Here is a 16,705-nt window from a genome sequence, read left to right as displayed (position 1 = left end):
TCAGCCCCCCACCGTTTCGCAGGGGATCGCGCGGGCCATCAGGCGCCGGCAGGCCAGTTGCGCCTGCTCCTCGGTCAGCCCCATGAAGCTCGCCCGCCACTTGCCCCCCGACTGGATCGCCCGGCGGTTCCCCTCGTTCAGGGTGGCACTTTCGGCCAGCGCGGTCTTCAGAAGCGCCTTGTCCGCCTCGTAGCGCGAGGAATATTCGCCGACATTCACCCCGAAGTGCCGACCGCCCGAGGTGGACATCACCACGACGACCTCTTCACTCGTCCCGGTGTCCTCCGCCTGCATGTCCGCGGTCTCGATCGTGTCGAAGATCGGAGCCTGCCGCTTGGGCATGGCCGAGGCCACCGTATCCGGCGCTGGAGCTGCCGAAACCGACGGCGGGGCCAGGGCTGTGGCTCCGGCGACGCTCTCGACGTCGGTCACTTCGGCCAGCAGCGCCGCAGGGGCGTCGGTGGCAGCTGGATCCAGGCCCGGATCGGTCACCACAAGCTCGGGCTGGACCTCGGCAAGAACGACCTCCTGCGCGACCGGCTCTGCCGCCGGGACGGCAGGCGCAATCGCCTCCGTCTCGGCTGCCGCGACCACAGGAGCCGCCATGGCTTCGGGTCGCGCCTTCGGTTTGAACGCCGCGAGGGCCGGGTCGACAACCGGTTCGAGAGCCGCTTCCGGAGCCGGCTCCGGCGCAACGGCTTCGGCCAGAACCGTCTCGCCTGCCGGTGCGGCCAGCGCCGCAGCCTGCGCGTCGAGGGTGCCGGGCTCGACCAGGACGGCAGGAACGGCGGCCGGTTCGGCCGCCTCGGCCAGCAGGGTTTCCGGCGCAGCTTCGTCCTCCGCCGGAGGGATCGCCGTCTCGGCCAGCGCCATCGGATCCGCGGTCGCCTGTTCGGCCGCGGCCATCGCCTGCGCCTGGAAGTCCAGCGTGCCTTCGGGGGCCGGCGCGGCGGTTGCCTCGGCCAAGGCGCCTTCGATCCCCTCCGCCATGGCCACCGCAACCGCATCCGGCACCGTCGGCACCGTCGGCCGCGCCTTAGGACGCAGCGACTTCTTCACTTCGCCCGAGACGCGAACAGTCTTGCCCGCCCCGCCTACGGCGTCGATCTCGTCGATCCCGGTTTCCAGCGAGGCGACCAGCGCATCCTCGATCGGTGCTGCTTTCGGCGGCTGTTCCTTCACGCCGTTCCGGGCCCTGGCGAAGCCGATGTCCATCAGCTCCGCCATCTTCGCGTTGCGGTTCGCTGATGAGGTTCCCCCGAACACGGTGGCAATGATGTGCTTGTCGCCCCGCCGCGCCGAGGCGGTCAGGTTGAATCCCGCCGGGCCGGTATAGCCGGTCTTGATCCCGTCCGCGCCCTCATAGCTGTCGAGAAAGCGAGAGTTCGTGTTGGTCACGGTCGCGATCCCGGCGTCTGCCGTCCGGCGCGAGAAGATGTGGTAGTACTGCGGGAAGTCGTAGAAAAGGTGCCGTCCGAGCACGTTCATGTCGTAGGCCGTGGACAGGTGTCCCTCGGCCGTCAACCCGTTGGCGTTCTTGAAGGTGGTGTTGTTCATGCCCAGTTGCCGCGCGGTGCGGGTCATGCGCTTGGCAAAGCTCGCGGCATCGCCGCTGATGTGGTCGCCGATCGCCGAGGCCGCATCATTGGCCGACTTGATCGCCGCCGCCCGGATCAGGTGGCGCATCGAGATCCTTTGCCCGGGCTTCAGCCCCAGCCGCGACGGCGGCTGCGATGCGGCGTACTTCGATACCGTCACCATCGTATCCAGCGACAGCCGCCCCGCCTCAATCTCCTGGAAGGCGATGTAGAGCGTCATCATCTTGGTCAGCGAAGCCGGATGCAGCCGCGCATGGGCATTCTTCTCGTAGAGGACTTCGCCGGTCCGGCCGTCCATCACGATGGCCGCAAAGGGCGCGGCCTGAAGCGGGGACGTCGCCACGACTGCGGCGACGACAAGAATCATGGAAATAGCGCGAAAAATACGCCCGAGAAGCGATGTCACCTCGCCCACCTTTTGCCTGTTGGCCCGGATTTTCCGGTGCCGAATTCTGCCTCGACGTGAAGGCTAGCACAGGAACCGCAATGCGAAAACCCAAAAAATCCAAGGGGTTTCGGGGTGCAGTTGAAGTAGTTGCAGGGAAGCAGCAATCCGAGGTCGGTCAGGCCATATCTAGGGTCAGAAGCGAACTGACCTTCTATTTGTTGGGGGGCGATGGTTCTGGTGCCGGGTTAGCCACGCAGCCGATACACCAGGTCCGGCAACTGACCCAGATCCCTGACGACGTGAAACCGGCCGTGCGTGGTAGGGGGTGGCGCGACTTCGAACGCCCACTCCTGCTCCTGTGGCACATGGACGCCCCAGGATCCCGCCTGAAGTGCCGGAATCACGTCGGATTTCAGCGAGTTGCCGACCATCATCGCCTGGTCTGCCCCCGTCCCGTGCCGGGCGAAGGCCTGCCGGTAGGTCGCCTCGGTCTTGTCCGAGACGATCTCGACCCCATGAAACAGGTCGCCCAGGCCGGACTGCGCCAGCTTGCGTTCCTGGTGCAAGAGGTCGCCCTTGGTGATCAGCACCAGCCGGAACTGTTCCGACAGTACGGTGACGGTGGTGCGGACATGCGGCAGAAGTTCCAGCGGGTGTTCCAGAAGATCGCGCCCCATGGCGATCAACTCGCCGATGACACTCGCGGGGACGCGGCCCTCGGTCACCTCGATCGCCGTCTCGATCATCGACAGGGTGAACCCCTTCACGCCGAAGCCATAGTAGGCGAGGTTCCGGTGTTCGGCCGCGGTCAGGCGTTCCAGCAGGTGATCGGGTTCGGCATGGTCGGCCAGACGTTCCAGGAACCGGTCCTGCGTCATCCGGAAATAGCTTTCGTTCTGCCAGAGCGTGTCGTCCGCGTCGAAGCCGATCGTCGTCAGCATGGCCACCTCTTTTCCCTGCGGCAAAAGAGGCTATATTTCAGGGGGTAGTTGCAACCCCGAATCCTGAAGCCGGAGCCCGATCCCCGTGTCCTTCCGTGAACCCACCATGTCCGACAAGACGGATGGGCCTGGGCACGACACCTCGATCCTGACCAGGCCGAAGGCGAAGACGCAACGTCCGCCGCTCTACAAGGTCCTGCTCCTGAACGACGACTACACGCCGATGGAATTCGTCGTGCATGTGCTGGAACGCTTCTTCGGCCTGAACCATGCCCAGGCCTTCGAGATCATGCTGACCGTGCACAAGAAGGGGCTTGCCGTGGTGGGCGTTTTCAGCTTCGAGGTGGCCGAGACCAAGGTTGCGCAGGTGATGGATTTCTCGCGCCGTCACCAGCACCCGCTGCAATGCACGATGGAAAAGGAATGATCGTGCACCCGGCCAGAAGGAACCGGGGGGCCTGAAGCCCCCGCCCATGCGAGCCGCACGATTGTCCCTGGCGCTGGAGACCGGCGCCCTGACGCTTCCGGCAACGGGCCGCATCGCCGTTTACGGGCCGCGACGCGACGACGACCTGTCGGTGTTGCCGCGCGACCGGCTGGTGGCCCTGACCGGGTTCAAGCCGGACTACGATCACTTCGCGGCCCTGTGTTCCGTGACGCCCGCGCCCCCCTACGCGGCGGCAATCGTCTGTCTGCCCCGATCGCGCGATGCGGCGCGGGCACTGATCGCCCGGGCGGCGGCCGAGGTGGCCCCGGACGGCTGGATCTCGATCGATGGCCAGAAGACCGACGGGATCGAAACCGCGCTGAAGGACCTGCGCGGGCGGGTGGATCTGTCCGAAAGCCTGTCGAAGGCGCATGGCAAGCTGGCCTCCTTCCCCGCCGGGCCCGACCTGTCGGACTGGGCGGCCCGGCCCGCAGAAGTGGCGGGCTTCCGCACGCTGCCGGGGATATTCTCCTCGGACGGTCCCGACCCGGGCTCGGTCCTGCTGGCCGCCAGCCTGCCCGACAAGCTGGGCGGCAAGGTCGCCGATCTGGGGGCGGGCTGGGGGTTCCTGGCGGCCGAGATCCTGAAACGGCCGGGCGTGAAGCGGCTTGACCTGGTCGAGGCAGAGGCGGATGCGCTCGACTGCGCGCGGTCCAACATCACCGACCCGCGCGCCCGCTTCCACTGGGCCGACGCGACCGCCTGGCGCCCCGAGACGCTGCTCGACGCCGTGGTGATGAACCCGCCCTTCCACACCGGTCGCGCGGCCGACCCCGCCCTTGGCGCGGCCTTCATCCGGGCGGCCCGGCGGATGCTTGCCCCCGACGGCAGCCTCTGGTTGGTCGCCAACCGCCACCTGCCCTATGATCCGGTGCTTAACGACTGCTTTCTTGATGTGCGCGAAGTCGCCGGCGACAGCCGCTTTCGCGTGATCCATGCCACAAGGCCCCGGCGCGACGCGCCCCGGGCGTAACCCCAGAGGTTCCATGTCCTTTTCCGTCTCGGGCAAGACCGCCATCGTCACAGGATCGGCCGCCGGCATCGGGCTCGCCATTGCCCGGCACCTCGTGGACAAGGGCGCGAACGTGATGTTCGCCGACATCGACGAGGCACGGCTGGAAGCCGAGATCGGCGAAGAGGCGCGGGCGGAGGGGCCGGTGCGCATGTTCGCGGGCGACCTGACCGAAAAGCTGACCATCGCCAACCTGCTGTCCGCGACCATCGACGCCTTCGACCGGGTGGACATCCTGGTCAACGCCAGCCGCCGGATGATGGTCTCCGACATCCTGAACCCCGATGCTGACGGGGTCGAGGAGTTGTGGCGCTACAATGTGCTGTCGGCCCTGCGCATCTCGCAGATCACCGCCAAGCGGATGATCCAGCACGCCCAGAGGGCCGAGGTCGAGGAAGGCACGATGCTGGGGTCGATCATCAACCTGTCCTCGATCACCGCGCAGGCCACCCGGCCGGAGCTGCTGGGCTATTCCATGGCCGCGGCGGCGATGGACCAGATGACGCGCTCGCTGGCCGTGGCGCTGGCGCCCAAGGGGATCCGGGTCAACGCGGTGGCCTTCGGCAGCGTGATGAGCGCCAGCCTCCAGGCGTCGCTGCGCGAGAACCCCGACTACCGCGACGCGATCACCGCGGCCACCCCCCTTGGCCGGATCGCGGCGCCGGCCGAGCTGGCCGAGGCGGTGCAGTTCCTGGCTTCGGACGCTTCGGGCTTCATCACCGGGCAGGTGCTGACCGTGGACGGCGGGCGGGGACTTCTGGACGCGGTCTGCGCCCCCGCACACTGACCACCCTCGCACCGATCATTCGGGATATTGCGCCTTGCATGCGGCGATCACCTTCTCGGCCTGCCGGGCAAGCTCCTTGCGCTTTTCCTTCAGGCTTTCCAGCTTGCGCGCCTCTTCCTTAAGGTCGATGGCCTTGGGCCTTGTCTCGGTGACGGGGCGTTCATCGAGGCACAGCCGCGGCGGCGGGGCGGGCTGGCCTGCCGGCGCGGGGCGTTCGCAGGTGGTCCAGTAGCTTTCATAGACGGTCACCGTCTCGACGGCGTAGCCGCGCGCCAGGTTGCCCTCGGACTCCTTGATCAGCCGGTCAACGGTGCGCAGGTCGCGCGTGTTCCGGCTGATGCATTGCTCCTGCGGAGTGCCGCACGCCGCAAACGTGGCAAGTGCCAGAAATGACAGCCGTTTCATCGGAGACTCCTTGAACAGTGGAAAGCATCGCGCGGGGATGCTAGGCATGCGGGTGTCAGCATCCGGGGACATCAGAATGACCGATCCGATTGACAGCCGCAACGCCGTCGCAGCAGCCTGGTTCCGCACCCTGCGCGACCGGATCGTGGCGGCTTTCGAGGCTCTGGAGGACAAGTATGCCAAGGGTGCACCCGGCCGGTTCGAGGTAACGCCGACCAGCCGCGCCGATGGCGGTGGCGGTCTGATGAGCGTGATGCGTGGCGGCGCGGTGTTCGAGAAGGTGGGCGTCAACTGGTCCGAGGTTTACGGGCAACTGGGCGAGAAGGCGCAGCGCGCGATGGCCGCGCGGGGGGTGCCGGGAATGGACAAGGACCCGCGCTTCTGGGCCAGCGGGATCAGCCTGGTGGCCCACATGCAGAACCCGCATGCGCCCGCCGTCCACATGAACACCCGGATGTTCTGGACCCCCGGCGCCTGGTGGTTCGGCGGCGGGTCGGACCTCAACCCCTGCATCGAATATGCCGAGGACACCGCGCATTTCCATGCCGAGATGAAACGGGCCTGCGATGCGCATGCGCCCGACTACTATGCAAAGTTCAAGGCCTGGGCCGACGAATACTTCTTCATCCCCCATCGCGGCCGGGCGCGGGGCGTGGGCGGCATCTTCTTCGACGACCTCAACACCGGCGACTGGCACCGGGATTTCGCCTTCACCCGCGCGGTGGGCGAGGCCTTCCTGCCGGCCTTCCTGCCGGTGACGGAACGTCGCGTCGAGACGCCCTGGACAGAGGCAGACCGCGAGGTGCAGTTGCAGCACCGCGGGCTCTATGCCGAATATAACCTGGTCTATGACCGGGGCACGAAGTTCGGGCTTGAGACCGGACATGACGCCAACGCGGTGCTGATGAGCCTGCCGCCCGTCGCCAAGTGGTATTGAGACCTCGGGCATGGACGCCGATGCTCTGCTGTCGTTCCTGCTGACCGCGCTGGTCCTGGAACTGACCCCGGGGCCGAACATGGCGTGGCTTGCCCTGCTTGCGGCAACGTCGGGACCGCAGGCCGGGCTGGCTGCGGTTCTTGGCATCACCCTTGGCCTGGCTGTGCAGGCCCTCCTGGCGGCAACGGGTGTTGCGGTTGTCGTGGCGGCGTGGCCCGGCCTGTTCCAGGCGCTGCACATCGCGGGCGTGGCCTATCTTCTCTATCTCGCGCTGGAAAGCTGGCGCGATGCCGGAAATCCGGCGCATCACCTGCCGGGCGGCGGCGAGGATGGGGCAGCAGGGTTTCGCCGGGGGCTGGTGACCAATCTGCTGAACCCCAAGGCCGCGCTCATGTTCGTGACGGTGCTGCCGGGCTTCCTGACGGTGGAATCGGGCGCCTGGGAGAGCGCGGTCCTTTCCGCGATCTATCTTGTCGTGGCGGTCGTGGTGCATCTCATGATCGTGGCGTTGGCCGGCACGTTGCGCGGGCCTCTTGCCGACCCGGTCGTTTCGGCGAGGATGCACCGGGTTCAGGCAATGACACTGGCCGCAGTCGCGGCGTGGCTTTTGGGGCGAGGGTAGATCGGAATGGCCGACATCACGGTGAAGGCGGCCTATGGCTCGGTCGTCGAGGATGAGGGGATGCTCTTCGTTGGCTTCGCCGAGGGCGAGGACGAGGCGGATGGCTATGTGCTGTTCCGCCAGCCCGTCGGCGGCGGGCCGGTCTGGTTCGAGGCCAGTGACGAGACCTTCGGCGCCGAGGATGCCGTCGAAAGCGTGGTAGCTGGGCCGAAAGGGTTCGAGGTGACGATCCGTCCGTCGATGCGCGCGGCCTTTGGTTTCGCGGCGACGGTGGCGGTCAGGGTCGGGCCGGGCTGCGAGGACGGGGCCGAGGCGCTTGCGGCGCTGAAGGAGATGGTCGGGGGGCTCTGGCGGGAATAGCTCGTCGTGCGCCTTCGGCTTCTCCTCGCGGGGGGCCGCGACGAGTGATGAAGTCATCGAGGAGCGTTGGCGTGGGACCACACCGCCTGCCGGATGCGCGCGGTCTTGTAGGCGTCCAGCACCGCCATGGCCCAGACGAACAGCCCGCCCGAGACCTTGCCGACGAAGGACACGTCCGGCGCGGCGGTCTTCAGCGTGAAGCCGCCCAACAGCACCGCGAAGCAGACGAAGATCAGCCCGCGCACTGGCTGGCGGTTCAGGACCTGGCCAACTCCGGGCAGAAGGATCGCGACGGCGAGGACGAGGTAGGGGTTCGGCGGCTGTTTCATGCGTGGTCCTTCAGGGCCAGCACATCCTGACGGAGCACGGCCAGCCTGTCGAGCAGCGGTTCCAGTCGCGACGGGGGCAGGGGCGTCCGGCCCATCTCGGCCTCGCGGAAGATCAGGTAGCGGCCCCGGTCGGCTTCCTCGGCGAGGATCACGATGCGCAGGCCCCTGGGGGACAGGACGAGTTCCTTGACGCGGGGGTCGCGGAACAGGTCGGCGTGGTCGGCGATCAGCCGGGCCAGCGGCACCCGGGCCGCGTCATCGGTCCGGATGGCGATCTCGCGAGGCAGATGCGGCGGGGTAGGCAGCGACTGGGGCAGGCTGGCGAAGCGGGTGAAGGGTTCGTTGCCAGATGGACGGGCCATCAGGTCCAGCGTGGCGCCCAGCGGCATCGGCTCGGGCAGGCTGACCAGCACCCAGAGCGCGGGCAGCTTGCGGAAGGTCAGCGTGTCCGGGATGGCCTGAAGGTCGAAGGACAGGCCCCCGCGTCGGCCGGTCATCCGAGGAAAGCCGGTGGGTTGCAGCTGCGTCTCGCCGCCGTCGAAGAGCGGCTTTACCGCGTCGAAGAAGGCGGCGCGGGCAGCCGTGCGTGCGCGGGTTTCCCGAACCAGCCGCAGGGCGAGCCAGAGGCCGAGGACGGCGAGCGTGAGGCCGAGGGGGATAAGCGGGGACATGGGAAAAAGCCCGCCCCGAAGGGCGGGCCGCGGTCTCAGTAGCCCCGGGGCTTCGGCCAGGGCATCGTGAACTGCGCCCCCCGGTTCACGAAGCGGTAACGCCAGAAGTGGAACCAGAGCGACACCACGATGTAGAAGCCGATCATCGCCACCAGTTGCGTCCCGTAGCCCAGGAACACCGCGAAGAAGGTGACGCCGCAGAGCGTGAGCAGCGTGATCGCGGGGATCGGGTGGAACGGGTGTTCATAGCCGCGCTTGATCGTCTCGAGCGGCCATTTGCGGCGGAACAGGATGATGTTCAGCGGCATGAAGGTATAGCCCAGAAGGCCCGAGAGGATCGAGAAGGTGATGACCTGGTCGAGCGGCGCGCCAAGCGCGAAGATCAGCGCGATCGGCACCAGGAACACGATCGCCCGGTAGGGGGTGCGATAGCGCGGATGCACCGCGCCGAACCAGCCGGGGAGATACTTGTCGCGCCCCATCGCGAACCAGGCGCGGCTCGCATCGTTGATGCAGCCATTGGCACTTGCCAGGGTGGCGAAGAGGGTGCCGAAGCCCAGAAGCCACACCAGTGCGTTCGACCCCGAGAGCCGCGCCGTATCGAACAGGGGCGCGACCGAACCGTTCACACCGTCGCCCAGGAACTCCCACGGCAGGACGCCCGAACAGACATACCAGGTCAAGGTTGCGGCAATCAGCAGCGTCATGATCCCGGCGAGCGTCCCGAACGGGAGCGCACGGGCGGGCGAGCGCACTTCCTCGGCCGCCTGAGTTGTGCCTTCGATGCCCAGGTAATACCACAGGCCGAAGTGCATCGCCGCCAGCACGCCGATCCAGCCGTAGGGCAGTTCATGCCCCTCGAACAGCGCCGCATGGTCCATGATCCCGCCGCCGAGGATGCCGCTGGTGGACAGGAACAGGACGATGATCGCAAGGAAGGCGACAGCGGTGATGACCAGGTTGAAGGTCAGCGTCGCCAGCACGCCGCGATAGTTCAGCCAGGCCAGGAACATGATGACCAGGATGATGAAGGGCCGCTGGTCGAGCTCGCCCGCGTGCCCGGTCATCTGCGCCACGACCGAGAAGAGATAACCCGCCGTGATCGCGTTCGCCGCCTCCAGCATCGTATAGGCGAAGACGAGGTAGAGGCCCACGTTGAAGGCCATCAGCGGGCCGATGATGTGCTTGGCCTGGGTATACTGCCCGCCCGCCGAGGCGACGGTCGAGGTGACCTCGCTGTCGATCATGGCGACGCAGGAATAGAGGATTCCGGCGAACCAGCAGGCGATCAGCGCAGCATAGGCGCCGCCCTTGCCGACGGCGAAGTTCCAGCCCATGTATTCGCCGACCAGAACGATCCCGACCCCCAGCGCCCAGACATGCGCCGGGCCCAGGACGCGCAGGAGGCCGACCTTGGTGCCGTGCGGCCCCATGCCGTCCATGGTCTGCGAGGTGATGTCCACGTCAGCCATGTTGCGCCTCCTTGGCCTTGTGCTGTTCGGCCAGGGCCTCGATCTCGCCCTCGCGGGAGGATGTGAGCACATCCTCGCTGTAGGTGCTGTCGGTTCTCAGCCAGTCCACCAGCATGTGCAGCCCCAGAAGGGCCGAAAGCCCCCAGGCCCCGTATTCAAGCCAGTTCCACAGGTCCATGGCGGCCTACTCCCCGAATTTTTCCGAGATGACCTCGCGGTATTCCACTTCGGAAAACCGCAGGATCAGGAAGTAGTACAAGAGGATGACCGCGATCATCGTCACCAAGGCGCCGACCGAGAAGCTGTAGTCGAACCGTGCGAGGATCAGGTCATGGGCAGTCTCGGGCGTGTAGCCGAGCGCCTCGTATTTCGCGGCCTGGGCCGGGGTCTGGCCGAGCGCCTCCCAGGTGGCCGCGGTCGCGGGGTTCGTCACCGATTTCGCGGCACCCGCCATGTTCAGCCACAAGGGCACGAACAGCGCGCCGACGGTCAGGACCACCAGCACGACCACGTCGATCAACTGGCTGGCCTTGCCCTGTTTCGGAGGTTGGTAATGCGCCATCACTTCCTCCCCCTGGCTTCGTCCAGGAACTTGATGTCCAGGCCGTACATGAAGTCGCGGTCCTCGCGGTAATGGCGCAGCATCGCCAGGATCGCCGCAGTGTTGAAGATCAGGACGATGGCGCCGCCGATCAGCAAGAGGGTCCGCGCCCCTCCCGTCGGCGCGAGGTCCCAGGTCGCCAGTGCGACGAAGATCACCGCGAACCACAGGCCGATCACGAACGCCCATGCCACCAGCACGTCGCGTCGGTGCATCGCCTCAATCCGCTGATTAAGGTCTCCCACAGTTCCCTCCCTTGGGCTCTTGGACATCCGTGCGACGCGGCCCTGGACGTCTTTCCCTGCACGGCAAATTTGTTTTCCTCAGGGAAAGCCACCTGCGACATTCTGTCAAGAAAAACTGCAAATGCCTCCTGATTGGGCGGCGATTTTCCCGAGAGGTGAAATTTGTTTCTTAACAGTTGATGCACTAAGAAAGCGGTGCTAGCGTCATCCCAATCATGTGAAGGAGACGAATCCATGTGTGGCATCGTTGGACTTTTCCTCAAGGACCCGAAGCTGGAACCGCAGCTGGGTGCCATGCTGACGGACATGCTGATCACCATGACCGACCGCGGCCCCGACTCGGCCGGCATCGCGATCTATTCCGGGGCGAAGGACGGGCTGGGCAAGCTGACGATCCAGTCGGCAAACCCGGACAAGGACTTCAAGGACCTGGACGGCGACCTGCATGACGCCATCGGCCAGCCCGTGACCATGAAGATCAAGTCCACCCACGCCGTTCTGGAAGTGCCGCTCGACCAGATGGAGGCCGCGCGTTCGGCCCTGTCGCACCTGAGCCCCGGCGTGAAGGTGATGAGCGCGGGCGACTCGATCGAGATCTTCAAGGAGGTGGGCCTGCCCAAGGACGTGGCCGCCCGTTTCGAGCTGTCGAAGATGAAGGGCACCCACGGCATCGGCCATACCCGGATGGCCACCGAATCCGCCGTCACGACGATGGGCGCGCACCCGTTCTCGACCGGGTCGGACCAGTGCCTCGTGCACAACGGCTCGCTGTCGAACCACAACGGCGTCCGGCGGGAACTCAAGCGTCTCGGCATGACCTTCGAGACCGAGAACGACACCGAGGTCGGCGCCGCCTTCATCAGCCACAAGCTCAAGTCCGGCGAGACGCTGGGCAACGCGCTTGAGGCGACGCTGACCGACCTCGACGGCTTCTTCACCTTTGTCGTCGGCACCAAGAACGGCTTCGGCGTCGTCCGCGACCCCATCGCCTGCAAGCCGGCCGTCATGGCCGAGACCGACCAGTATGTCGCCTTCGGGTCGGAATACCGGGCGCTCGTGAACCTGCCGGGCATCGAGGACGCCCGCGTCTGGGAACCCGAACCCGCCACCGTCTATTTCTGGGAGCGTTGAGAGAATGCAGACCTTCGATCTGGGGAAAGAGGGCCTCCGGGCGCTCAACTCGGCGCTGCACGCGCTGAAGGGCCAGACCAACATGACCGACTGGGAGGTCATCAACCCCAAGGGCGCGCATGCGATCGCCGCCGGGGTGGACGCGCCGGTCGACATCACCGTGCGGGGGTCCACCGGCTATTACTGCGCCGGCATGAACAAGCAGGCGACGATCCGCATCAAGGGCTCGGCCGGGCCGGGCGTGGCGGAAAACATGATGTCGGGCACCGTCATCATCGACGGTGACGCCAGCCAGTATGCCGGGGCCACCGGGCGCGGCGGCCTTCTGGTCATCAAGGGCAATGCCTCCAGCCGTTGCGGCATCTCGATGAAGGGGATCGACATCGTCGTCCACGGCAACATCGGCCACATGTCGGCCTTCATGGCGCAGTCAGGCAACCTGGTGGTGCTGGGCAACGCGGGCGAGGCGCTGGGCGACTCGCTCTATGAGGCGCGGCTCTTCGTGCGCGGCACGGTCAAGTCGCTGGGCGCGGACTGCATCGAGAAGGAGATGCGGGACGAACACTACGCCATCCTGGAAGATCTCCTCCGCCGCGGCGAGGCCGACCACAAGGCCAGGCCCGAGGAATTCCGTCGTTACGGCTCGGCCCGCAAGCTTTACAATTTCAACATCGACAACGCGTCGTCGTACTGAGGCACGGAATATGACCGATCTTCCCCGTACCCCGCCCCGTTTCTCGGCCACCTTCACCCCCGCGGTGAACGCCGAAATCCGCCGTGCGGCCGCCTCTGGCATCTACGACATCCGTGGCGGCGGCACCAAGCGGCACCTGCCGCATTTCGATGACCTGCTGTTCCTCGGCGCCTCGATCAGCCGCTACCCGCTGGAAGGCTACCGCGAGAAATGCGCGACGGATGTCTGGCTCGGCACCCGCTACGCCAAGAAGCCCATTCACCTCGACATCCCGATCACCATTGCCGGGATGAGCTTCGGCGCGCTGTCCGGCCCGGCGAAAGAGGCGCTGGGGCGCGGCGCGACGGCGGCGGGCACCTCGACCACCACTGGCGACGGCGGCATGACCGAGGAAGAGCGCGGCCATTCCAAGACGCTGGTCTATCAGTATCTGCCCAGCCGCTATGGCATGAACCCCGACGACCTGCGCCGGGCGGACGCGATCGAGGTCGTGGTGGGTCAGGGCGCCAAGCCCGGCGGGGGCGGCATGCTGCTGGGCCAGAAGATCAGCGACCGCGTGGCGCAGATGCGCAACCTGCCCAAGGGAATCGACCAGCGCTCGGCCTGCCGGCATCCGGACTGGACCGGGCCGGACGATCTGGAGATCAAGATCCACGAACTGCGCGAGATCACCGATTGGGAAAAGCCGATCTACGTCAAGGTCGGCGGGGCGCGGCCCTATTACGACACGGCGCTGGCGGTGAAGGCGGGCGCGGATGTGGTCGTGGTGGACGGGATGCAGGGGGGCACCGCGGCGACGCAGGACGTGTTCATCGAACATGTCGGCATGCCGATCCTGGCCTGCATTCCCCAGGCGGTGAAGGCGCTGCAGGATCTGGGGATGCATCGCAAGGTGCAGCTCATCGTCTCGGGCGGGATCCGCTCCGGCGCCGATGTCGCAAAGGCGCTGGCGCTGGGGGCCGATGCGGTGGCCATCGGGACGGCGGCGCTGATCGCGCTGGGCGACAACGATCCGAAGTGGGAAGAGGAATACCAGAAGCTCGGCACCACGGCCGATGCCTATGACGACTGGCACGAAGGCCGCGATCCTGCGGGGATCACCACGCAGGACCCCGAGCTGTACAAGCGGTTCGATCCGATCCTCGGCGGTCGGCGGCTGAAGAACTACCTGAAAGTGATGACGCTCGAAGCGCAGACCATCGCACGGGCCTGCGGCAAGAGCCATCTGCACAACCTGGAGCCCGAGGATCTCGTCTCGCTGACCATCGAGGCGGCGGCGATGGCGGGGGTTCCGGTGGCGGGGACCAACTGGATACCGGGACGGAACGGCGGCTGGTGAGGCCGCCGTTTCCACAACAACGATACAAAAGACTTAGGGAGCTACAGTGATGGCGAAGGACCTTGCCAAATGGGCGAAGGATAAGGGCGTCAAGTATTTCATGATCTCCTACACCGACCTGTTCGGTGGGCAGCGCGCGAAACTGGTGCCGACGCAGGCGATCAACGACATGGCGGTGGACGGGGCGGGCTTCGCGGGCTTCGCGACCTGGCTGGACCTCACGCCCGCGCATCCCGACCTGATGGCGGTGCCGGACCCCGACAGCGTCATCCAGCTGCCCTGGAAGAAGGAGGTCGCCTGGGTCGCCGCCCGCGCGACGATGGAGGAAAAGCTTGTCGATCAGGCCCCGCGCAACGTTCTGGAGCGGCTGATCGGCGAGGCCGCCAAGGAGGGCCTTCGCGTCAAGACCGGCGTCGAGCCCGAGTTCTTCATCCTGAACGCCGACGGCTCCGGCCCCTCGGACGTCTACGACACCGCCGAGAAGCCCTGCTACGACCAGCAGGCGGTGATGCGGCGCTATGACGTCATTTCGGAGATCTGCGACTACATGCTGGAGCTGGGCTGGGAGGCCTACCAGAACGACCACGAGGACGCGATCGGCCAGTTCGAGATGAACTGGAAATACGATGACGTGCTCGCCACCGCCGACAAGCACAGCTTCTTCAAGTTCATGGTCAAGTCGATCGCCGAGAAGCACGGCTTCCGCGCGACCTTCATGCCAAAGCCCTTCAAGGGCCTCACCGGGTCGGGCTGCCATGCCCATATCTCGGTCTGGACGCTGGACGGGAAGAAGAACGCCTTCGCCGATCCGAAGAAGGAACTGGGCCTGTCGGATCAGGGCCGGCACTTCCTGGGCGGGATCATGAAGCACGCCTCGGCGCTGGCCGCGATCACCAACCCGACGGTGAACAGCTACAAGCGGATCAACGCCCCCCGCACCACCTCGGGTGCGACCTGGGCGCCGAACACGGTGACCTGGACCGGCAACAACCGCACCCACATGGTCCGCGTGCCGGGCCCCGGCCGGTTCGAGCTGCGCCTGCCCGACGGCGCGGCGAACCCCTACCTGATGCAGGCGGTGATCCTGGCCGCCGGCATCGACGGAGTGCGCACCAAGGCCGATCCGGGCCGGCGCTACGACATCGACATGTATGCCGAGGGCTGGAAGATCAAGGGTGCTCCGAAGCTGCCGCTGAACCTGCTGGACGCGCTGCGCGAGTATGACAAGGACAAGACCCTGAAGGCGATGATGGGGGAGGAGTTCAGCGCCGCCTATCTGAAGCTGAAGCACAAGGAGTGGAACGACTATTGCAGCCATTTCTCGGCATGGGAGACCCAGACAACGCTGGATATCTGACCTGCGTCCACGGTGGACAATCTCGGATAATCAAACAACTTCAAAAAGTTGGTTGCGGGCATATACCGTTTCTTAACCCCTTGCAGGGCCCCGTCCGCAGCTTGCCCGGATGAGTTTGCCTGACCTGAGCCCCCAACTGGCCCCGGATCGATCCGGGGCTTTCCTTTTCCGCCTCCGGGTCAATCCGGTTGACGGGTGGCGTTCATCGGCGCCAGATCATGCCGACACCATGACGGCAAAATGAGGCGGGCCGGCCGTGCGACTGCAAGACCAGACGATCCTTGTCACCGGAGCCACGGGCGCCATCGGGCAGGCGATCTGCGACAGCCTGGCCGGCGAGGGCGCCCGGATCGGCATCCATTGCGGGCAGAGCCGGACGGCGGCCGAGGCCATTCTGGAGCGGATCGGGGGGCGGGGTTTCGTGCTGGAGGCGGACCTGTCCGATCCCATGGCGGCAACGGACCTGTGGCGGCGGGCAGAGGACCGCGCAGACCACCTTACCGGACTGGTCAACAACGCCGGCATCCGGTCCGAGATCGCCCTCGATGCGCCGCTTCAGGCCTGGCACGACTACTGGACGCGCGAGGTGCGGGTGAATTTCCTGGCGGCGGCGGACCTGACCCGGGCGGCGATCCCGCATTTCCGGCAGCATGGCGGCGGGCGCATCGTCAACATGGCATCGCGCGCGGGACAGCGGGGATACACATCGCGCGCCGTGGCCTATGGCGCCACGAAGGCGGCGCTGATCAATCTGACCCGGTCGGTTGCACAAAGTCATGGGCACGAGGGGATCACCGCGGTCGCGCTTGCCCCCGGATGGGTGCGCACCGAGATGGCCGAGGCCTTCATCGCCGAACACGGCGAGGCGGCGGCGCTGTCGGGCATACCCATCGGCAAGATGGCAACGCCCGAGGAGATCGGGGAGCTGGTGGCTTTCTGCTTCCGGCCGAGCCAGGCCTCGCTGAACGGGGCGGTGCTGGATGTGAACGGCGGAAGCTACCTGAGATAGGGGGACGGGATGCGATTTCAGGACAAGGTCGTGCTGGTCACCGGGGCGGCGGGCGGGATCGGCACCGCCATTGCGCAGCGCCTTGCCAGCGAGGGCGCGCGGGTGGTGGTGACGGACGTCAACGGCGGAGGTGTCGAAGCGACGGCCGCAGCCATCCGGGCCACAGGCGGCAAGGCGCGGGGCCTTGCCGCCGACATCTCGAAGGTCGAAGGCTGCAAGTCCATCATCGCCGATACCCTGGCTACCGAGGGGCGGATCGACGTCCTGTGCAACATGTGTAACCGCCCCTTGCGCAAGAGGGAACTTCGGGCCTGATCCCG

21 protein-coding genes are annotated in these 16,705 nt (G+C 66.4%); 12 read left to right on the top strand and 9 right to left on the bottom strand.

From position 1 onward, the window contains the following. Window positions 1–1,965 carry a D-alanyl-D-alanine carboxypeptidase family protein gene (locus tag FL625_RS17090; RefSeq protein ID WP_149589875.1) on the bottom strand — a complete coding sequence of 655 codons (1,965 nt, stop codon included), beginning with the start codon at window positions 1,963–1,965 and terminating at the stop codon, window positions 1–3. 266 nt (window positions 1,966–2,231) lie between these two features. Next, the gene (locus FL625_RS17085; protein WP_149589874.1) at window positions 2,232–2,927 is read right to left on the bottom strand and encodes an HAD family hydrolase; all 696 of its coding nucleotides are present in this window, start codon (window positions 2,925–2,927) and stop codon (window positions 2,232–2,234) included. 106 nt (window positions 2,928–3,033) lie between these two features. Between FL625_RS17085 and clpS the strand changes: the two genes are divergently transcribed. From clpS to FL625_RS17070, 3 genes are read left to right on the top strand one after another with little or no spacing between them, the layout of a single operon-like run. Beyond that, window positions 3,034–3,354 carry an ATP-dependent Clp protease adapter ClpS gene (gene clpS / locus FL625_RS17080; protein WP_149589873.1) on the top strand — a complete coding sequence of 107 codons (321 nt, stop codon included), beginning with the start codon at window positions 3,034–3,036 and terminating at the stop codon, window positions 3,352–3,354. A gap of 46 nt (window positions 3,355–3,400) precedes the next feature. Then, window positions 3,401–4,387 (top strand): class I SAM-dependent methyltransferase, encoded by a 987-nt coding sequence (locus FL625_RS17075; RefSeq protein WP_149589872.1) that lies wholly within the window; start codon window positions 3,401–3,403, stop codon window positions 4,385–4,387. Between the two features lie 13 nt (window positions 4,388–4,400). After that, window positions 4,401–5,213 (top strand): SDR family NAD(P)-dependent oxidoreductase, encoded by an 813-nt coding sequence (locus FL625_RS17070; protein WP_149589871.1) that lies wholly within the window; start codon window positions 4,401–4,403, stop codon window positions 5,211–5,213. A gap of 15 nt (window positions 5,214–5,228) precedes the next feature. On the opposite strand, the gene FL625_RS17065 is transcribed toward FL625_RS17070, so the two are convergent. After that, on the bottom strand, window positions 5,229–5,618 hold the full coding sequence (locus FL625_RS17065; RefSeq protein ID WP_149589870.1) for a hypothetical protein: 390 nt from the start codon (window positions 5,616–5,618) through the stop codon (window positions 5,229–5,231). Window positions 5,619–5,694: 76 nt separating this feature from the next. Between FL625_RS17065 and hemF the strand changes: the two genes are divergently transcribed. From hemF to FL625_RS17050, 3 genes are read left to right on the top strand one after another with little or no spacing between them, the layout of a single operon-like run. Beyond that, entirely contained in the window at window positions 5,695–6,555 is an 861-nt protein-coding gene (hemF, locus tag FL625_RS17060) for an oxygen-dependent coproporphyrinogen oxidase (protein WP_149589869.1), read from the top strand. Between the two features lie 10 nt (window positions 6,556–6,565). After that, window positions 6,566–7,177 carry a LysE family translocator gene (locus FL625_RS17055; RefSeq protein ID WP_149589868.1) on the top strand — a complete coding sequence of 204 codons (612 nt, stop codon included), beginning with the start codon at window positions 6,566–6,568 and terminating at the stop codon, window positions 7,175–7,177. 6 nt (window positions 7,178–7,183) lie between these two features. Beyond that, window positions 7,184–7,537, top strand: a complete 354-nt coding sequence (locus tag FL625_RS17050; protein ID WP_149589867.1) for a hypothetical protein — start codon at window positions 7,184–7,186, stop codon at window positions 7,535–7,537. 53 nt (window positions 7,538–7,590) lie between these two features. Here FL625_RS17050 and FL625_RS17045 read toward each other — a convergent pair whose 3' ends face one another. From FL625_RS17045 to FL625_RS17020, 6 genes are read right to left on the bottom strand one after another with little or no spacing between them, the layout of a single operon-like run. Further along, a complete protein-coding gene (locus FL625_RS17045; protein ID WP_149589866.1) occupies window positions 7,591–7,866 on the bottom strand; it encodes a hypothetical protein in 276 nt (91 codons plus the stop codon). Then, a complete protein-coding gene (locus FL625_RS17040; RefSeq protein ID WP_149589865.1) occupies window positions 7,863–8,537 on the bottom strand; it encodes a hypothetical protein in 675 nt (224 codons plus the stop codon). The genes FL625_RS17045 and FL625_RS17040 overlap by 4 nt, the downstream gene beginning before the upstream one ends. 35 nt (window positions 8,538–8,572) lie before the next feature. Beyond that, window positions 8,573–10,009, bottom strand: a complete 1,437-nt coding sequence (locus FL625_RS17035) for an APC family permease (protein ID WP_235019476.1) — start codon at window positions 10,007–10,009, stop codon at window positions 8,573–8,575. Beyond that, window positions 10,002–10,187 (bottom strand): hypothetical protein, encoded by a 186-nt coding sequence (locus tag FL625_RS17030; RefSeq protein ID WP_149589864.1) that lies wholly within the window; start codon window positions 10,185–10,187, stop codon window positions 10,002–10,004. Before FL625_RS17030 ends, FL625_RS17035 begins: the two co-directional genes overlap by 8 nt. 6 nt (window positions 10,188–10,193) lie before the next feature. Next, complete coding sequence (locus tag FL625_RS17025) at window positions 10,194–10,571, bottom strand: hypothetical protein (protein WP_149589863.1); 378 nt, start codon at window positions 10,569–10,571, stop codon at window positions 10,194–10,196. Beyond that, window positions 10,571–10,825, bottom strand: coding sequence for a hypothetical protein (locus FL625_RS17020; protein ID WP_149589862.1), 255 nt, complete (start codon window positions 10,823–10,825; stop codon window positions 10,571–10,573). The genes FL625_RS17025 and FL625_RS17020 overlap by 1 nt, the downstream gene beginning before the upstream one ends. A 264-nt stretch (window positions 10,826–11,089) precedes the next feature. Here FL625_RS17020 and FL625_RS17015 point away from each other — a divergent pair, with 264 nt between their 5' ends. The 6 genes from FL625_RS17015 to FL625_RS16990 all read left to right on the top strand — a co-directional run bounded on the left by FL625_RS17015 (window position 11,090) and on the right by FL625_RS16990 (window position 16,700). Beyond that, window positions 11,090–11,986 carry a class II glutamine amidotransferase gene (locus FL625_RS17015; RefSeq protein ID WP_149589861.1) on the top strand — a complete coding sequence of 299 codons (897 nt, stop codon included), beginning with the start codon at window positions 11,090–11,092 and terminating at the stop codon, window positions 11,984–11,986. A gap of 4 nt (window positions 11,987–11,990) precedes the next feature. Beyond that, window positions 11,991–12,680 carry a GltB/FmdC/FwdC-like GXGXG domain-containing protein gene (locus FL625_RS17010; RefSeq protein WP_149589860.1) on the top strand — a complete coding sequence of 230 codons (690 nt, stop codon included), beginning with the start codon at window positions 11,991–11,993 and terminating at the stop codon, window positions 12,678–12,680. 10 nt (window positions 12,681–12,690) lie between these two features. After that, window positions 12,691–14,019, top strand: a complete 1,329-nt coding sequence (locus tag FL625_RS17005; protein WP_149589859.1) for an FMN-binding glutamate synthase family protein — start codon at window positions 12,691–12,693, stop codon at window positions 14,017–14,019. 49 nt (window positions 14,020–14,068) lie between these two features. Then, window positions 14,069–15,376 carry a type III glutamate--ammonia ligase gene (gene glnT, locus FL625_RS17000; protein WP_149589858.1) on the top strand — a complete coding sequence of 436 codons (1,308 nt, stop codon included), beginning with the start codon at window positions 14,069–14,071 and terminating at the stop codon, window positions 15,374–15,376. Window positions 15,377–15,632: 256 nt separating this feature from the next. Continuing rightward, the gene (locus FL625_RS16995) at window positions 15,633–16,385 is read left to right on the top strand and encodes an SDR family NAD(P)-dependent oxidoreductase (RefSeq protein ID WP_149589857.1); all 753 of its coding nucleotides are present in this window, start codon (window positions 15,633–15,635) and stop codon (window positions 16,383–16,385) included. A gap of 9 nt (window positions 16,386–16,394) precedes the next feature. Then, window positions 16,395–16,700 (top strand): SDR family NAD(P)-dependent oxidoreductase, encoded by a 306-nt coding sequence (locus FL625_RS16990; RefSeq protein WP_149589856.1) that lies wholly within the window; start codon window positions 16,395–16,397, stop codon window positions 16,698–16,700. The last annotated feature ends 5 nt before the right edge of the window (window positions 16,701–16,705 follow it).

The organism is Tabrizicola flagellatus, from assembly GCF_008271465.1.
In the GTDB taxonomy this organism is placed as follows: Bacteria; Pseudomonadota; Alphaproteobacteria; order Rhodobacterales; family Rhodobacteraceae; genus Tabrizicola; species Tabrizicola flagellata.
The sequence above is the reverse complement of the archived record's forward strand: the minus strand, read 5'-3'. Positions and strand labels throughout refer to the sequence as shown.

What these genes read in the sequence shown, in the direction of transcription:
- FL625_RS17035 (WP_235019476.1), bottom strand. Translation starts at nt 10,009, where the DNA reads ATGGCTGACGTGGACATCACCTCGCAGACCATGGACGGCATGGGGCCG.
- glnT (WP_149589858.1), top strand. Translation starts at nt 14,069, where the DNA reads ATGGCGAAGGACCTTGCCAAATGGGCGAAGGATAAGGGCGTCAAGTAT.
- FL625_RS17040 (WP_149589865.1), bottom strand. Translation starts at nt 8,537, where the DNA reads ATGTCCCCGCTTATCCCCCTCGGCCTCACGCTCGCCGTCCTCGGCCTC.
- FL625_RS17085 (WP_149589874.1), bottom strand. Translation starts at nt 2,927, where the DNA reads ATGCTGACGACGATCGGCTTCGACGCGGACGACACGCTCTGGCAGAAC.
- FL625_RS17030 (WP_149589864.1), bottom strand. Translation starts at nt 10,187, where the DNA reads ATGGACCTGTGGAACTGGCTTGAATACGGGGCCTGGGGGCTTTCGGCC.
- FL625_RS17075 (WP_149589872.1), top strand. Translation starts at nt 3,401, where the DNA reads ATGCGAGCCGCACGATTGTCCCTGGCGCTGGAGACCGGCGCCCTGACG.
- FL625_RS17005 (WP_149589859.1), top strand. Translation starts at nt 12,691, where the DNA reads ATGACCGATCTTCCCCGTACCCCGCCCCGTTTCTCGGCCACCTTCACC.
- FL625_RS17065 (WP_149589870.1), bottom strand. Translation starts at nt 5,618, where the DNA reads ATGAAACGGCTGTCATTTCTGGCACTTGCCACGTTTGCGGCGTGCGGC.
- FL625_RS16990 (WP_149589856.1), top strand. Translation starts at nt 16,395, where the DNA reads ATGCGATTTCAGGACAAGGTCGTGCTGGTCACCGGGGCGGCGGGCGGG.
- FL625_RS17045 (WP_149589866.1), bottom strand. Translation starts at nt 7,866, where the DNA reads ATGAAACAGCCGCCGAACCCCTACCTCGTCCTCGCCGTCGCGATCCTT.
- FL625_RS17055 (WP_149589868.1), top strand. Translation starts at nt 6,566, where the DNA reads ATGGACGCCGATGCTCTGCTGTCGTTCCTGCTGACCGCGCTGGTCCTG.
- FL625_RS17025 (WP_149589863.1), bottom strand. Translation starts at nt 10,571, where the DNA reads ATGGCGCATTACCAACCTCCGAAACAGGGCAAGGCCAGCCAGTTGATC.
- FL625_RS17090 (WP_149589875.1), bottom strand. Translation starts at nt 1,965, where the DNA reads ATGATTCTTGTCGTCGCCGCAGTCGTGGCGACGTCCCCGCTTCAGGCC.
- hemF (WP_149589869.1), top strand. Translation starts at nt 5,695, where the DNA reads ATGACCGATCCGATTGACAGCCGCAACGCCGTCGCAGCAGCCTGGTTC.
- clpS (WP_149589873.1), top strand. Translation starts at nt 3,034, where the DNA reads ATGTCCGACAAGACGGATGGGCCTGGGCACGACACCTCGATCCTGACC.
- FL625_RS17070 (WP_149589871.1), top strand. Translation starts at nt 4,401, where the DNA reads ATGTCCTTTTCCGTCTCGGGCAAGACCGCCATCGTCACAGGATCGGCC.
- FL625_RS17020 (WP_149589862.1), bottom strand. Translation starts at nt 10,825, where the DNA reads ATGCACCGACGCGACGTGCTGGTGGCATGGGCGTTCGTGATCGGCCTG.
- FL625_RS17010 (WP_149589860.1), top strand. Translation starts at nt 11,991, where the DNA reads ATGCAGACCTTCGATCTGGGGAAAGAGGGCCTCCGGGCGCTCAACTCG.
- FL625_RS17015 (WP_149589861.1), top strand. Translation starts at nt 11,090, where the DNA reads ATGTGTGGCATCGTTGGACTTTTCCTCAAGGACCCGAAGCTGGAACCG.
- FL625_RS17050 (WP_149589867.1), top strand. Translation starts at nt 7,184, where the DNA reads ATGGCCGACATCACGGTGAAGGCGGCCTATGGCTCGGTCGTCGAGGAT.